A 16,097-nucleotide genomic window follows, 5' to 3' on the forward strand; every position below is an offset into this window, starting at 1 on the left:
AGGAGCCCGGTGACCGGCCGATTAGCCCGCCTTTCGCTTCTTCTCGATGGCCTGAAGGCAGGTGTCGTACGAATCGATGAATTTCTGAATGCCTTCGTTTTCCAACTGCCATGTCGCGCAGCGATAGTCAATGCCGACATTTTCCAATTCGCGCAACACCTCGAGCGCATCCTCCACATCGGCTTCCACCGAATCGGGGACGACCCGCCCATGGTCGGCAAAAGCTTTGATGGTGGCCTCGGGCATCGTATTGACGGTCTCCCGCCCCACCAAGGGCTCCACATACCCCACGTCGCTGTAGGCGGGATTCTTTCGCCCCGTGCTGGCCCACAGGACCCGCTGCACTCTGGCTCCCCGGCCGGCCAGCTTGTCCCACCGCTCGCCGGCAAACATTTGCTTAAAATACTTATAGGCCACCCGCGCATTCGCCACCGCCGCGCGCCCCAATAATTGAGCGGGCAAGGCGCTCTTGTCATCGCCATAAATCCGATGCGCCAATAATTGGTCGATCAGCGTATCCACCCGGCTGACAAAGAAGCTCGCCACCGAGGCGATCCCGTCGATGGCCCGGTTGTCTCCCACCCGCCGCTCCAACGCGCGCAGGTAGGCCTCCGCGACTCCTTGGTAACTCTGGATGGAAAAGAGCAAGGTAATATTGATATTGAGTCCCTCGTACAACATCTCTTCGATCGCCGGGATTCCGGCCGACGTGCCGGGGATTTTGATCATGACATTGGGTCGATTCACCACGGCGAACAGGCGTCGCGCATGTTCCATGGTCCGATAGGCGTCGTGCGCGAAATGAGGGGACACTTCCAGGCTGACGTAGCCGTCGACCCGTCCGGTAGACTCATAGACGGGCCGGAACACATCGCACGCGTCGCGCACATCAGTGGCCATGAGCGACTCGAACAGCTCCGTGGTGCTAAGCCCGGTGCGGGACAATTGTTCGATCTGCTCGTCATAATCCCGACCAGCCGTGATCGCCGCGTGGAACGTCGTGGGGTTGGAAGTCATCCCCCGCAAGCCTTCCTTCGTCACCCGCCGTTGCAACTCTCCGGTCCGAATCATGGATCGAGTCAAATTGTCGAGCCAATAGCTTTGCCCGCAGGAGGCAAGCTGAGAGAGCGGATTTTGAGTCAGCGTCTGTTGAGAAGTCATACTCCTCCAGGTGATGACAGGGTGATGAAATGATATTTTGTCATTCTGGCGCGTTCCCGATGGTTAGTTCAAGGGCGGCATTGAAATAAATCATGATAACTCGTTGAGGAAAGCGAGGAGCCGGAGCCCGACACAGAACGGTTGCCCTATTCCCGCAGGTCGTGCACACTGTCCCGACCGGGTACAATTATCCGGTTCAATCACTGACCGGCGAGATGGATGACAGAGACGATAAATGGCCGGCTGCCGATTCGGCAAGCGTATCAACCAGGACCTCTTTGTTCAACCGACGATCGACCGGCGCCCTGATCGGTGCGATGTGTTCTGTGATGTAGAAGGCGGCTCGCTCGTGAGGACCTGTTCTTGCAGCTCCTCCCTCGCGAAAGAACTCGACGGCGTTCCTATTGGAGAAGGTCGAACGGAGGCGGACTTTGTTGATAGACAAGCTATTCGGCGCCTACGTGGCCTATCTTCCCTGGTTTAGCCTGGCGGTCGGTATCATCTTGCTGCTCGTTGGATCGACTACCGGATCGCGAAGCCGGCGCCTGACGTTCATTGGACTCGGCGTGGCCGGCGTTTCGGTATTGTGGCTTCTCATCAGGATCTCGGCCTCAACATAAACGCGACACCGTCTGTGTTTTGTTCAAACATATAGGGATCATGCTATGAATAATCAATCGATGTGGCCAAGCCGGTTGCTCGGAGCAACGGATTTCAGCCGCGCGGCAGCTCTGGCTCAAGACTATGCGATTTTTTTAGCTCGTGCCTCAGGAGGTCGCCTTCATATTTTGCACGTGTCCCAGCCCTATCCGACGTTAACGCTGGATGCCGTGGCCGACACGAACCTGCTTGATCCCGTACGCCGGGAAGTCTCGATCGCCTTGGACGATCTGGCTTTGCAGCTGACACGAGACGGGGTGCAAGCTTCCGCGACGCAGGAAATCGGGACCCCGAGCGAAGAGATCATCCGCGTCGCGGATGCGGAGGCCGCTGATCTGATCGTCCTCGGCTCACAGGGACGGACCGGCCTGGAACATGTGCTGGTTGGGAGTACCGCCGAACGAGTGGTGAAAGGAGCCGCCTGCCCGGTCCTGACGGTTCGCGCCGAGGGGCCCCACCCGATGTCACCCGCGATCCGGCATCTTATCGTCCCGATCGATTTCTCACGCGGTTCGGCTGACGCCCTCGAAGTGGCCGTTGTAATGGCCCGGATGTTCAAGGCATCGATCACATTGGTGCATGTGCTTGAATGGTCCTGGCTGCGCCTTCACTACACCATCGCGGAACTTGCGGACGAAGCACGCATCAGGCGGGAGCTCCAAGGGCGTCTGGAGCCCTATGCGGAGGCGATTCGCTCGCAAGGGTTGACGGCCGACATTGTGACGCTCGGAGGAGGCGGACCAGCGGACTTCATCGTCGACACGGCCGCGAGCCGGAACGCGGACCTGATCGTTATGGGGACGCATGGACGGCGCGGCATCCAACGCGCGCTGATCGGCAGCGTGGCCGAGGGCGTCCTTCGACGTGCATCCTGCCCGGTCCTGACGATCAAAGAGTACACGCACGCACCGGGACGCCAGCGAACCGTTTCCATTACGGAACAGGCGATCTAAGCGTGCGGGCGAATCCAAGGCCGTAAGGTGACCGCTATACGGCGTCCTTCTCTCGAAGCACCCGCGCGAGGTTCACGCCGCTGGCAATCACCCCGATGTGGCTGAAGGCTTGCGGATAGTTGCCGAGGAACGCACCCGTCGTGGGATCGATTTCCTCGGGAAGCAAGCCGAGGTGTCCGGCTCTGGCGCAGAGGGAATCATACAGCTCCAAGGCCTCCTCCACGCGCCCTTGCCCGGCTAAGTTGTCGACGAGCCAAAAACTGCACAACAAAAACGCGCCTTCCTGCCCCGGGATTCCGTCCGGAGACTCCTCATGCCGGTACCGATACAGCAAACCTTTGCCCGCGCCCAGGCGATCGCAAATCGCCCGCGTTGTCGCCACCATCTTCGGATGGTCGGCCGGCACGACCCGCCGCAGCGGCAAGGATAGGAGGCTCGCATCCAACTTCCCGCCGCCCAGATGCTCGGTCAGCGTGCCGGCCTCTCGGTCCCACGCCTCCTCCAATATTGTTCGACCGATGTCGTCCGCCATCTGCTTCCATCGCTGTCTCGGACCAGGCAAGCCGAAACGTTCAGCCATCCGGGCCGCCCGGTCTACCGCCACCTGGCACAGCGCCGCCGAATATGTGAAGGGCCGCCCGCTGCTTCGTACTTCCCAGATACCATGATCGGGCGTTCGCCATTCCCGCGCCGCTGTCTCAGCCAAGGCACAGAGATGATTCCACAGCCGCTCCGGCATCGATCCGTGATGAGCCGTCCATTGATAGGCGCAGTCGAGAATCTCTCCATAGACGTCGTGCTGTGTTTGACCGGCTGCGGCATTGCCCCACCGGACCGGCTTGGAACGCCGGTACCCTTCAAGCTCCGGGTCATCGGTTTCATCCGGCGGTCTGCGGCCGTCCAAGTTGTACATGATCCGCGGAGAGCCAATACGCTCCACCGCTTCGAGCACCCACGCCAGAAACCCCGCCGCCTCATGCGAGAGACCGATCCGATGCAGGGCGTACACCGAAAAGGCGGCATCCCGCACCCAGGCATAGCGATAATCCCAGTTCCGAACCCCGCCGATGTGTTCCGGAAGCGAGGACGTCGGAGCGGCCACAATGGCCCCGCTCTCGAAATGATCCAAGAGCTTCATGGTAATGGCGGAGCGACGGACCAGGGCCTCCTGGGGGCCATGATACTGGACATGGGTCAGCCATTGTTTCCAGACGGACATTGTGTCGCGATACAGACGACGCGCATCGAACGGCGCGACATGGCCGTGAGACTGTCGCCACCGCAGCAAGATATGGAACGATTGGCCTTTTTTCAAAGTCACCACCGTGCGGAGCCCGTTCAACGGCGCGGATGACAAGACATGCAAGATGAAGTCGGGCTGGCCGGCGCACCGCACCCGAAGTCCACCGTCCCGGACCTCGGCCTCAGCACCTCCTCGAGGTTCAATATCGATCCGTAGACGCACCGTGCCCGACAGGACCTCCACACTTCTCAAGAGCTCTTCCCTGGTGGCCCGGATATCGTCGGTCAGGTCGGCCCCGGCCATAAGCGGGCAACAATCGGTGAGGCGGACCAAGCCTCCCGCGCTCTTCATCTCCGTTACGAGCACCGGGCTGTCCGGTTCGTAGAACTGTCGGGACTCCTGGAGGTCTTCCGGAGTAACGGCAAGATGGCCTCCCCGATCTCTATCCAGCAGGCTACAGAACAACGCCGGAGAATCGAATCGAGGCAGGCACAACCAGACGATTCGGCCGTCGCGGGCGACTAAGGCCGCGGTCGCGCCGTCTCCGATCAGACCATGATCCTCGATCGGCAAATAACCGTCGGTCCGATGCAGTGGTCTCATAGCCGGTTCAGCCATATTGCCCGTATTGCTTCTCCCTAGCGGCCTGCCTTCTTCCTTCTCCCTCCAGCGGAACAACAATGCCGATGATGCCGCTCAGCAGGGCCAACACACCCAGCACAGCCAATGGTTCCATGTTCTCCTCCGTCACAGCGCAGGATATGGGCGGGGATGACTCTTATCCGCCGGATACGGTCAGCGGCCCCTGGCAGCCCGTCACTTCATGCTTCAGCCGGCCCCCGGCGCCTCGCTCGAATCTGAGGTCCACCACTGCCTGCCCCACCCTCAATCGCCGCAACTCCAACCAAGTAACGAGGGCCGGCAAATCGGGATTCACGATGTCGAGCCGCTGGTCAAACGCATGAGGCTGCAGGCCCAGCATGGTCTCAAGCAGATAAGGAATTGATCCCGCCGCCCAGGCTTGCGGATGGCAGGCAACGGGATAATGAACCGGCACGCCATATTCTTCGCGCGCAAATCCGGCAAAGACTTCCGGCAACCGGTAATGATCGAATCCCATGGCAGCTTCCATGAGACCTTCAAAGATTTGTCTGGCGGCGGCGTCCGACCCGTACCGGCGGCAGCCGGCTGCGATCAACGCATTATCATGCGGCCAGACCGTGCCCAAATGATAGCCGATGGGATTGTACCGTCGCTCCTTTTGAGAGAGCGTGCGAATGCCCCATCCATTGTACATATCGGATGCCAGCAGCCGATCGACGACTTTCCCCGCCTTGCCGGGATCGACAATGCCGGTCCACAGGGCCTGCCCGGGGTTCGAGGAAATGACGGCACATGGACGGTCGCCGGATTCCAGCGCCAGCGCAAAAAACCCCTCGTCCTCCAACCAAAAATCCCGGTTGAACCGTGTCCTCAGGTCATCCGCTTGGCGACGAAGATTCGCCGCTTGTTCTGCCTCTCCGACCCGCTCGTACAGGTCCGCGATCGCATGCTTCGCCATATAGACATAGCCTTGGACCTCCACCAACGAAATCGGAGGCCGGGCCAACTGTCCGTCGGCCGTAACGATGGCATCGCCCGAGTCCTTCCAGCCCTGATTAATCACCCCGTGTTGCGTTGTGCTGTCGTATTCCAGATACCCGTCGCCGTCTCCGTCACCGTACCGCTCGATCCATTCGAGCGCGCACTCAACATGGGACCGCAGTTCCTTGAACAGACCCAAATCCCCGGTCCACTGGGCATGTCGGCTGATCAAGACAAGGAATAGAGGGGTGGCGTCGATGGTGCCGTAATAGGGCGTATGAGGAATCTCATGCAGCCGGGCCAATTCGCCGACTCTGAGTTCGTGAAGAATCTTCCCCGGCTGCTCATCTCTCCAATGATCGACATGTTGGCCTTGATACTGAGCCACCAGTCGCAGCGTGTCGCGCGCAATATCAGGATCGTAGGCCAAGGTTTGCAACGCCGTGATCAAGCTATCGCGGCCAAACAGGGTCACGAACCAGGGAACTCCCGCCGCGAAGAAGCGGCCGCCTTTCAGCGAGCTTTCCAGCACATGCAGGTCGAGCAAAGAACGACGCACGACCTGATTGAGCAGCAGGCTGTTGCTCTCAACGGCGGCTTCCCGACTCAACCAGTTTTCGGACGACCGGTCGAGCGCGTGCTTGATCGCATCGAGTTGCCGCTCGACCGGGCTGCAGGGTTCCGGGTGGCCCGGCTCACGGAACTCCGCGAGGGTCAACGACACGCCGAGCTCCCAGCTTTCCCCCGGCTGAAGCGCCATGGTAAATGCGGCCGTGACGCCGTTTTGCTGATCGGGAATGGGGGAAAAATGAATGGTGATCGTTCGGGAAATCTGATCCGCGCCGCGATAGGCAAAAAACAGGCAGCCGTCCTTCCATGCAGGCTGGTAGATCGTGCCGCGCTTCTTCGGCATCAGCCCGCGGACCGTGAACAGATCTTCGAAATTCGACCCGAACGTAAGCGAAAGGGGCAATTCCACCGGTGCTCGTCCTAAGTTCTGAATCGTAATCGTCTCCAGCAACGCCGGATCACGCCGTTCAACCATGCGTTCCCATCTCACGCCGATCGTCTCCCGGTGGATCGACTGTCCGTCCAGGCCGCGCATATCGGGCATCGTGAGCTGAAAAAGGGCCCGCGAACCAGGCTGCGCCGTCGCAGCGAGCGGCTCCGGGTGCACATTGCCGACGGTCAGCTCGTAGCGATTGAGGTACCGGCAATCACGATAATAGAGACCGAAACCATGGCCTTTCACCGGCGGAATCTCGCCGCCCCGCGGCGCGAGAAAAAACAGGTTGTCGTCTTTGATGACGATCGCATGGGCGATGCTCTGCACGACCGACGGCACACCCTTGGTCAGGACCTGTTGCTTCCGTTCGTCCTGCTTCTTCCGCGAACGAGGCCGCTTGGCCTCCTTGGCCGGCGTATTGGTCGTAGCCACGTTTCGTTCCTTTCAGCGCCTGCTATTTCGCGATGGCAATACCGGGCACCTGGGCAGCAATCGGCTGCACCATCATTTGGAAGAGCTGGTACAGCATGCCGAAGGCCTTGATATTCGAGATGCTGGACGGGTCGCCGGCGTCCGGCCGGCGGATCCCAAAGTAGCGGTCGGCATACCGTATCGTCACAGCAGCCTCATTGAGCGGCCGAACCGACTCTTCAATCATGAGGACATGACGTGCGTCAAATCCCCTCAGCGTGCCCGGCGCTTCGATCTCCGGTGTGGCTTTCAGGACGTCTTGGGTCGTCCGGGCGAGAAAATCGAGGACGCCGGAATTCCTCGTACTCTGCAATGCGACCCGGATCGTTCATATACACGTGAATCATTCCGTCATGATCAATGCGAAGCGAACTCGCAACCATACGCAGGGCCATGCCTAGGTCAGCGCCGACCTCAAGCAATTTTAAGAATCGAGTTTCATCCAACGGCGTCAGCAGTCTCGTGGTAAACTCCTCGCCGTCGATCGGCACAATCGTCACCGTGGGATTCTCCGCCATTGTCGCGCTAAACACCGGCCCAACCAGTCCGCGCGCGTCCCCTTCGGGCGGCGTAATGCCTGCGCTGACACGGAAGTCAAACGTCGCTGCCACACTCGATACTTTCGTAAAGTGTACCGGTTGATAAAATCGGGCACGGACAATGTTGAGGAGCAATTCTTCGCTGATCACCCGTTCGACGCTGCGATCATAGGCCAGAACTGCATGATGCATGGCGATCGGGGAAACACAGCCGGCCAAGGCCAACGCCATCAGCCCCGGCATGCATGCCAGAAGACGGCTCCGCCGCCGGCCCCTACACCACTTCACGGACGGTATTTTCAACCAGGGTCTTGATGATGTCCCACCGGTCCTTCTGCCCGCGGGCCATGGCCTTGGTGAATTGCCAGGCCTGCTCCGTGGTGATTTTTCCCGGCAAAGGCGGTTCATTGGGATCGACCACGGCTTGCACCAGCGCGGGCCCCGGTTCATCGAACGCCTGCTTCAACACGGAGCGCACCAGCGCCGGATCCTCGACGGTAAATCCCCGCACCCCGCACGCTTCGGCGTAGGCGGCAAAATCAATGGGGTGCAATTGCACGCCGTATTGCGGATTTCCTTCAAACGCGACTTGTTCCCATTTGATCATGCCCAGCACGTCATTCTTGATGACGATGACCTTGACCGGTAGCCGGTACTTCGCGATGGTGGCCAGTTCTCCCATCAGCATGGTGAAGCCTCCGTCTCCGGTGAAACACACGACTTGCCGCCCGGGAAACGCTGCCGACGCCGCCACGCTGTACGGCAAGGCGTTGGCCATGCTCGCCAACGTGCCGGACGCCGAAAACTGCATCTCGCCTTTCATCCTGATATGCCGCGCGGCCCAGGTGGTCAACGTGCCGGTGTCGCAGCAGATAATGGCATCGTTCGTCAGGAATTGGTTCAGCTCATGGGCCACGACCTGAGGTTTCATCGGCTTGTCGGATCTCGTACCCCGTTCCATCATGAGGTCGTTCCAACGCTTCATGCGGCTCTGGCACTGTTCGAGAAAGCGACGGTCGCTTTTCGACTGGATCAACGGCAAGAGCGCGCGCAATACATCCCAACATTGCCCGACCAAGCCGACATCGACCGGGTAGCGTAGCCCGATCCTGGCCAGATCAAGATCAATCTGCACCGCCTTGGCCTGGCCCGGCTTGGGATAGAACTCGATATAGGGAAAGCTGGTGCCGGCAATAATCAGTGTATCGCATTCCTCCATCGCTTCTTGAGATGGAGCCGTGCCCAATAGCCCGATGCCGCCGGTCGTGTAGGGATGATCGTCCGGCACCACCCCCTTGCCGAGCAATGGCTTGATGATCGGCGCGCCGACCCGTTCGGCCAGCATGATGATTTCATCCCGGGCCGTTAGACAACCGCGCCCCGCCAGGATCGCGATCTTGGATCCGGCATTGATGATCTCGGCCGCCCGCTCGAGCGCGGCCTTGGGCGGCAATGGATAGGTGTCGCTGACCAGTCCGCCGCTGTGGTGAGGAATGTTGGCCTTCGACCGAAGACCGTCCGATGTCCAACTCTGGATATCCTTGGGAATCGTAATATGCGCGACTCCCCGGCGCGCATGGGCCCGCTTCACCGCTTCGTCGACCATGTTACAGACGTGGGCTGGCCCCATCACGCGCTCGCTGAAGACCGCCACGTCGCTGAATAATTTGTCGAGATCCACGTCCTGCTGATAATGAGTGCCGATCAAGTCATGAAACGTATGGCCGGTGATCGCGAGGACCGGCTGCCCGTCAAATTTGGCGTCATAAAGGCCGTTCAAGAGATGGATGCCGCCCGGACCGGAGGTCGCCAGGCAGACGCCGAGTCGCCGCCGGAACTTGGCATAGCCGCAGGCGGCGAACGCGGCTGATTCCTCATGCCGCACTTGAATCAGTTTGATCTTGTCCTGTCTGGTGCGCAGGGATTCATAAATCCCGTTGATCCCGTCTCCCGGGAGACTGAATATCGTGTCGACGCCCCATTCGATCAATCGATCAACCAACAGATCGCCAACCGTTGCAGCCATGGGTCACCTCACACCTGCGATAAAAGTATGATTGTGTGATTTATGTATGACTTTGCGATTTATGATTGAATGATTTGCGATGTGATGACTGGGTCGTGGATCTTCGCTACATCACCAAATCAGCGAGTCAGCAACTGATATGCCCGCAATACTTCCGCGACGCTCCACGCCTGCGCAATGCAACCGCGCGGATGGTAGGGCGGCTCGGCATCAAAGATTTCGCTGATCGTCCCGACGCCCTCGTCGCGCAGTTGTTGCCTGAATCCTTCCAGCATGAACCGTGCCCTCTGTTTGTCTTTGTACACTCGCAGCCAGGCATCAATGAAATGACCGATCAACCAGGCCCACACCGTCCCCTGGTGATACGCGGCGTCCCGCGCGCGGAGGTCTCCGAAATACTTCGGCTTGTAATCACGTTGGCCGCGGGCGAGACTTCTCAAGCCGACGGGAGTCAGCAACTTCTCGATCACACAGTCCACCACCAGCCGCCATCGCTGTTCATCCAGCACCGGATGCCGCAAAGAGATGCTGAACATTTGATTCGGGCGGAGACTGGAATCATCGCCATGCTCGCCGTCCACGACATCAAACAGGCAGCCGGCCGCTGGATTCCAGAACCGTTCGTTAAATGATCGGCTTGTCTGCTCCGCCATGCGCAGCCATGCGTCCGGCCGTTCTCCCAAACTTTCCGCCCATTCCGCCATCAGGCGCAACGCGTTGAACCAGAGCGCTTGAATCTCGACCGGCTTCCCGCGCCGCGGCGTGACCACCCACCCGTCAACCTTGGCATCCATCCACGTCAGCTGGTACCCCTCGGAGCCGGCGTGCAGGAGGCCGTCCTTCGGATCGACCCCGATTCCAAAGTGTGTGCCTCTTACGTGGTGATCGATGACTCCCTTCAAGATGGGGTAGAGTGTCATCAAGGTGTCCCGATCTCCGGTCGCCTGGTAGTAGCGATCCAAGGCGTGGAAGTACCAGAGCGTCGCGTCGGCCGTGTGATACAGCGCTTTGCGCTGCCCTTCAGGAAAGAGATTCGGCAGCAATCCGTCGCGAATGTAATTGCCGAACGTCCGCAGGATCGCCCTTGCCTCCTTATGGCGGCCGGTACAGAGGGTGAGACCGTCCAGACTGATCATGGTGTCGCGGCCCCAATCGGTGAACCAATGATAGCCCGCGATGACGGTCCTCGCTTCATCGCCGGACGCCTGCGCCAGCGCATGTTCCTCCAGGCGACTGCCGGGAAAGACGATGAACTGATCGGCGGCCAAGACAAGAAGGTGTTCGAAGTCGTCAGGTTGCGCAACACTCGCCAGTGCGAGCAATTTCTGCACCCGTTGGGACTCTGCCTCGAAGATGGACCCGGCGTGAAATTCGAGCACCTCCCAGCTCTCGGTACTGGCCACAAAGGCGATCGGCCGGTCGGTCGTGATCTCCGCGGTAAAATATCCGGGGCTCGCCAGGTCTTCGATCGATTGGGAACCGCGATCCCTGTCGACACGGTAGAGAATGCCCCGGCTCATCTGATAGTCGGCGACGAAGCAGCCGCAGTGAGGGCGCAGGCACATTTTCAGCGCCGGCGCTCCTTCGCTCAGCTGCATTTCATAGCGGCCGCCGAGAATCGTCAGAGGAAACGGCGGTTGGCGCGCATCCTTGATTTGCGCATCCAGCATGCGAAACGTGACGAAAGGCCGCACATTCAACCGTACCGGACCGCCGGAGAGAAGTCGATATTCCACATAGACCGTATTCTGCCCATACGGCATGATGACCCGCTTCTCCACCTCGCGCCCATTGATAACCATTCGCCAGACCGGCGTCTGCCATTCGCGGCGGAATTCGCCGATCACCTTGGGTAGGTCGCTATCGAGCCGGCCGTCTTCATATTCGACCCCGCTCACCAGCACACTTCCCCCCTCGGTGCTGAGCTTTTCATCCAGCCGCGGCATGATGATCGTCCGGCCCCATGGAGACGGAAGGTCCGGCACGAATGTCCCGTGATAACGCCTGGTTGCCACCCCGTGGATCGTACTGGAGGCATATCCTCCCAAACCGTTCGTCACCAGCCACTCTTTCGAAAGCAGCGACGCGGAATCGCGCAATTCGTCGCGCGAGAAGGTGATGGTCAACTCAGAATTCATAATTCGGAACTCAGAACTTTATTTCCGTCTTGTACAAACATGCGGACATGCCGGGAATGGTCCATCCTTCGTCGGTCAATGGAGCGATGATTCCCGGTCCTCCATAGCGCGGATCGTCGCTGGACCAAACCAACCTCCAAGGTCCCCGTGGGCTTGGCGCGATCAGGGGCTCGGGCGCAGGCCGATAGCGGAGATCAGCGCCGAAATTGATTACGAGCAGTCGGTCATCGTCCTCATCCCCGAAATAGCGCAGCAGACACGCGTGCGGCCCGATCACGGCTCCATCCACGGCATCCCGTGCCTGCTTAGCAATCACGGTGTCTTCGCGACGAATACGCAAGAGATCTTGGTGAAGGGCATACCAAGGGGCATGGCGCTGTCGCTCCGAGAGATCCAACTTGGATCGTTCAAAGGTAGAGCGATCATTCGGGTCAGGGACCAGCGCCTGCGCGGCCTCGGACGCATAGCTGGGAAATTCAGCAAGGAATTTCCGCCGACCTTCGTGAACTAGCTTGGCGAGTCCGGGGTCGTGGTCGGTAAAGAAAAGAAACGGCGAGGAAGCGGCAAATTCCTGTCCCATGAATAACATGGGAGTCTCAGGCGCCAGCAGCAGCAACGCCGTGAGCACCCGCAGGACAGCGGGATTGGTCTTGGCATCAAGCCGATCGCTCCACAATTGGTTCGCCACCTGGTCGTGGTTCTGAATATAGAAGACGAAGGCCTGCCCCGGCTGGTCCTTGACCACCGTCCCCCTCGGCTTCCCCTGCCATTGGTACTGTTGCCCTTGATACAGGAACGCTCGTTTGACGGCCGACACCAGTTCCTGCGCCATGCCTCGGTAATCGCTATAGTAGGCTTCGTGCCGCCCGGTGGCCGCGACTCGACATACATGATGAAAATCGTCGCTCCACACGGCGTCCAATCCCCATCCACCGCGCTCAATTGGTTCGATGGTTTCGATGAGCTGCGATTCGCATTCGGCAATCAGGATGATCGAGCGCTCTCCTGCCGCCCGCCTGGCCTCCTGTGATAGCTCCGCGAGCACATGGACCGGGCTCGCATCATGGATCGCGTGGACTGCATCCAGCCGCAATCCATCCAGATGAAATTCGTGAATCCAGTAGGCGGCGTTTTGAACGAAAAATTCACGCACCGGCCGCGCATCGGGGCCGTCGAAATTCAACGCCTGTCCCCATTCGTTGCCGTATCGGTCGGTAAAGTATTCGCCGCTGTAGGTCGGCAGATAATTACCATCCGGGCCGATGTGGTTGTAGACCACGTCCAGAATGACCGCGAGGCCGCGGGCATGCGCTTCATCGACGAAACGCTTCAGCGCGTCGTGCTCGCCGTAGACGTGCGCGGGAGCATAGAGATCCACCCCGTCATAGCCCCAATTCCAGCGGCCCGGAAATTCCGCCACCGGCATGACCTCGATGACCGTGATCCCGAGTCGCTTGAGCTCATCGAATTCCTTGATCGCCGAATCGAACGTCCCGTCCGGCGTGAAGGTCCCGATATGGAGTTCGTAAATGACTTGGCCGTGCATATCCACGCCCCGCCACTGTTGGTCCCGCCATCGATAGGTTCCCGGATCAACGATGAGCGACGGGCCGTGCGGCCCTTCCGGTTGAAATCTGGAGCAGGGGTCAGGAAAAGAGTCATTCCCGTCCACGCGATAGCGGTATGTCATGCCGGCTTTCGCTTGGGGAACAAGGCTGGTCCAATATCCGGCATCATCCTTTTGGAGTTGATGGGCCGTGCCGTCTTGAAGAACGACCTCGATTCGTTTCGGCTTCGTGGCCCAGAGGCGAAAACGAACTCCATCCGGAGTGACTGTGGCGCCGAGATCCAACCGCCATGGCTTACCGCCTTGATCTTTCGACTGTGGTCTCCCGGGCAGGGTGTCGGAGCGGGACATCATGAGGCTCCTAGGTTAGCTCTCGAAGTAATCGTTGTCAGTTAACAGGTTATGAGTTTGACCCCAACTAGGAAGACCCCTAGCTAGCAGACTGACTGATTGTTCCATGAGCCAACAGGTCGCTCTCAAATTCACGGCACTGTTACATACACGTACCTGCTGATTTTCAGCAAGCGGGCCCGGCCTTGAGGAAGATCCGTGCGATCGGCCAAGGTGATCTTACGACCACGCTAAGCCTGAATGGTTAAAATCTCACCGTAAGCCATCCCATGATGCGCCTGCTGATGATATCCCCGAGCGGATGCTCTTTGTGCTGATCATCGAGCGCATTAAAGACAGAAACGGCGATCTCGGCATCACGAAGATAGCCGGCAGCGGCTTTTTGTTGCCAAAAGCGATAGCCGGCACGGAGGTTCAGCAATGTATAGCTGTCGACCTGCGGCGTGATGGGGGAAGAAAGAAGCGGCCCAAAAGCTGAAAAGAATTCGATTAATGGATACGTCGCTCCAGACACATAGTGAACGGCGGCCTCCCCGCTGAGGCCATTCTCCCATTCACCCCGGAGGCCGACGTTGGTCTTAAGATCCGGCGCCCCGCGACGCGCCACGCCTGTAAAGGTTTGACCGATTCGTTGATAGGTGATATTGGCGAAGCCGGTGAGCCAGCGAGTCGCGAGAAATTCGACGCCCCCCTCCGTGCCATAAATATCCGCCTGTCCGCCATTGACTAAAGTCCTTGTACCCCCGGCCGTCTCAAAATTGATGAGATCGGACAGATGATTAAAGAAGAGATCTAGTCGAGTGCGGAGTCGGTGCTTGAGCCACCACCCCTGATAGCCGAGTTCATAGGAAATAATTTGTTCCGGGCCCAATGTATTGGAGCCGAACAAGGGGAACGGCGCAAACAACGGTGGGCTCGTCGGGACAAACCGCAGGTCCAGATTCGTTTCAAACAGCGTGGGTGGTCGATAAGCCACCGACCCACTCAACCGGAAGGTATGATCCGGGGTGACACTATAGAGCAGTGCCACGCGAGGACTCCATGTTCCTTTGATTCTGGTATGCAGATCATACCGTACTCCGGCCACCGCGGTGAGAGATGGAAGAAACTTCCATTCATCTTGAACATAGAATCCTAGACGATCTTCTCGTCCCCGTTGAGACACGGCTCTGCCATCAACCGTATTATAGCGATAGTTCACCCCATAGGTGAGCCGGTTAGCTCGTCCAATATCGAATCCATGTTGCGCCTCGATATTGTAGGTATTCGTCGAAAACGAGAGATCATTGCCGCCCTGGGCGTTCGTTTGCCGAAGGAAGGGCGCGAGAAGCGGATAGGTGGATGATTCGACCGGAATATCATTCCCTTGCCACCATCCTCGAAGCACCAAGCTCCGATATTGATACTGGACATCTCCATACCCCTGATTAAACTGCGTCTGGGGAATCTGGACGTTCGACACAGGACCATCGAAACGGTTCGTATCGATGAATCCTCCCGCGACCTGAAGAGCCGAGTCCGGCGAGAAGGTATACTGTGTCTGTATGTTGAGTTTATGTGAACGATACGCGAGTGCATCTTGATCCCGCCACTGTTGGTTTTGATCGCGGCCCAGCGATAAACGATAGTCGAATTTGCCGGCAGATCCCGCATGAACGGCAGCACTGGAAATGGTGCCGAACTCTCCGCCGCCGAATTGCATGGTCGTACCCCTCATCTCCTGAGCAGATTTAGTAATAATGTTGACGACTCCATCAAATGCATTGAACCCATAGACGACAGATGCAGGACCTTTCAGCACTTCGATCCGCTTGATTTCGGGCAAGGTCACAGGGATGGATTTCCAAAACACGAGTCCCTGTCCGTCGATATAAATAGACCGGCCGTCGACCATAACGAGCAATTTGTTGGCAAAAAGCTGATTGTCGCCACGCACGCTGACATTGAAGTCGGCTCCCGTCATCTGCATGACATCGATACCCGGAATCCGCCTAAGCACCGTTGGTAGGTCGGTTGCCCCGGACTGTCGGATATCCTCGTCGGTGATCACATAGACGTTTGACGGAGCCTGTGAAATCGGCTGTTCGTGGCGGACGGCGATGCTGACTGTTTCTTCTTCTTTCAAAAGTTCGAGTTCCTGTGAGACCGATGAGGAAGAGGTCTGAGACCTCACTGGAACTGAAGACAGTGCCACGAGCACGCCGGGCATACAGAGGATGGCGATTAATGTTCTTCGCACGGCACGCATGGTTCAGCAGTTGAACGGGCAGTCGGGCGCCGCGGTACCAAATGCAAGCATTTATTGTGTTCGCAATGAACGAACTCGCCTCAGTGAAGTCGTGTAAGCAATGTTTGAGCCGCACACAGAAGAAACAGAATGCGTGGGAAATGGACTGCC

Annotated in this window: 12 protein-coding genes; 2 read left to right on the forward strand and 10 right to left on the reverse strand. The window is 58.7% G+C overall.

The features are described 5' to 3' along the window. Positions 1 to 21: 21 nt before the first annotated feature. A complete protein-coding gene (gene tal / locus ACWGXE_RS13730; RefSeq protein ID WP_447598362.1) occupies positions 22 to 1,161 on the reverse strand; it encodes a transaldolase in 1,140 nt (379 codons plus the stop codon). A 431-nt stretch (positions 1,162 to 1,592) separates the two neighbouring features. Here tal and ACWGXE_RS13735 point away from each other — a divergent pair, with 431 nt between their 5' ends. Further along, entirely contained in the window at positions 1,593 to 1,781 is a 189-nt protein-coding gene (locus tag ACWGXE_RS13735; protein ID WP_447598363.1) for a hypothetical protein, read from the forward strand. A 45-nt stretch (positions 1,782 to 1,826) separates the two neighbouring features. Beyond that, positions 1,827 to 2,774 carry a universal stress protein gene (locus tag ACWGXE_RS13740; protein WP_447598364.1) on the forward strand — a complete coding sequence of 316 codons (948 nt, stop codon included), beginning with the start codon at positions 1,827 to 1,829 and terminating at the stop codon, positions 2,772 to 2,774. Between the two features lie 34 nt (positions 2,775 to 2,808). On the opposite strand, the gene ACWGXE_RS13745 is transcribed toward ACWGXE_RS13740, so the two are convergent. From ACWGXE_RS13745 to ACWGXE_RS13785, 9 genes are all read right to left on the reverse strand, one after another. After that, positions 2,809 to 4,620: a glycoside hydrolase family 15 protein gene (locus ACWGXE_RS13745; RefSeq protein ID WP_447598365.1), complete on the reverse strand. Its 1,812-nt coding sequence runs from the start codon at positions 4,618 to 4,620 to the stop codon at positions 2,809 to 2,811. 7 nt (positions 4,621 to 4,627) lie between these two features. Next, positions 4,628 to 4,753 (reverse strand): hypothetical protein, encoded by a 126-nt coding sequence (locus ACWGXE_RS13750; protein WP_447598367.1) that lies wholly within the window; start codon positions 4,751 to 4,753, stop codon positions 4,628 to 4,630. A 42-nt stretch (positions 4,754 to 4,795) separates the two neighbouring features. Further along, positions 4,796 to 7,039 (reverse strand): amylo-alpha-1,6-glucosidase, encoded by a 2,244-nt coding sequence (locus tag ACWGXE_RS13755; RefSeq protein ID WP_447598369.1) that lies wholly within the window; start codon positions 7,037 to 7,039, stop codon positions 4,796 to 4,798. A 22-nt stretch (positions 7,040 to 7,061) separates the two neighbouring features. Further along, the gene (locus ACWGXE_RS13760; RefSeq protein ID WP_447598370.1) at positions 7,062 to 7,226 is read right to left on the reverse strand and encodes a hypothetical protein; all 165 of its coding nucleotides are present in this window, start codon (positions 7,224 to 7,226) and stop codon (positions 7,062 to 7,064) included. 55 nt (positions 7,227 to 7,281) lie between these two features. Next, entirely contained in the window at positions 7,282 to 7,860 is a 579-nt protein-coding gene (locus ACWGXE_RS13765; RefSeq protein WP_447598371.1) for a hypothetical protein, read from the reverse strand. Between the two features lie 31 nt (positions 7,861 to 7,891). After that, positions 7,892 to 9,643, reverse strand: coding sequence for a thiamine pyrophosphate-dependent enzyme (locus tag ACWGXE_RS13770; protein WP_447598372.1), 1,752 nt, complete (start codon positions 9,641 to 9,643; stop codon positions 7,892 to 7,894). Positions 9,644 to 9,762: 119 nt separating this feature from the next. Further along, entirely contained in the window at positions 9,763 to 11,781 is a 2,019-nt protein-coding gene (locus ACWGXE_RS13775) for an amylo-alpha-1,6-glucosidase (protein ID WP_447598373.1), read from the reverse strand. A 10-nt stretch (positions 11,782 to 11,791) separates the two neighbouring features. Further along, entirely contained in the window at positions 11,792 to 13,702 is a 1,911-nt protein-coding gene (treZ, locus tag ACWGXE_RS13780; RefSeq protein ID WP_447598374.1) for a malto-oligosyltrehalose trehalohydrolase, read from the reverse strand. A 241-nt stretch (positions 13,703 to 13,943) separates the two neighbouring features. After that, positions 13,944 to 15,938: a TonB-dependent receptor plug domain-containing protein gene (locus tag ACWGXE_RS13785; protein WP_447598375.1), complete on the reverse strand. Its 1,995-nt coding sequence runs from the start codon at positions 15,936 to 15,938 to the stop codon at positions 13,944 to 13,946. Between the last annotated feature and the right edge of the window lie 159 nt (positions 15,939 to 16,097).

This window comes from Nitrospira sp. Nam80 (assembly GCF_965152575.1).

Bases quoted from the DNA above. Each gene is read 5' to 3' on its own strand.
- tal (WP_447598362.1), bottom strand. From the start codon at position 1,161: ATGACTTCTCAACAGACGCTGACTCAAAATCCGCTCTCTCAGCTTGCC.
- ACWGXE_RS13740 (WP_447598364.1), top strand. From the start codon at position 1,827: ATGAATAATCAATCGATGTGGCCAAGCCGGTTGCTCGGAGCAACGGAT.
- ACWGXE_RS13745 (WP_447598365.1), bottom strand. From the start codon at position 4,620: ATGAGACCACTGCATCGGACCGACGGTTATTTGCCGATCGAGGATCAT.
- treZ (WP_447598374.1), bottom strand. From the start codon at position 13,702: ATGATGTCCCGCTCCGACACCCTGCCCGGGAGACCACAGTCGAAAGAT.
- ACWGXE_RS13750 (WP_447598367.1), bottom strand. From the start codon at position 4,753: ATGGAACCATTGGCTGTGCTGGGTGTGTTGGCCCTGCTGAGCGGCATC.
- ACWGXE_RS13775 (WP_447598373.1), bottom strand. From the start codon at position 11,781: ATGAATTCTGAGTTGACCATCACCTTCTCGCGCGACGAATTGCGCGAT.
- ACWGXE_RS13770 (WP_447598372.1), bottom strand. From the start codon at position 9,643: ATGGCTGCAACGGTTGGCGATCTGTTGGTTGATCGATTGATCGAATGG.
- ACWGXE_RS13765 (WP_447598371.1), bottom strand. From the start codon at position 7,860: ATGCCGGGGCTGATGGCGTTGGCCTTGGCCGGCTGTGTTTCCCCGATC.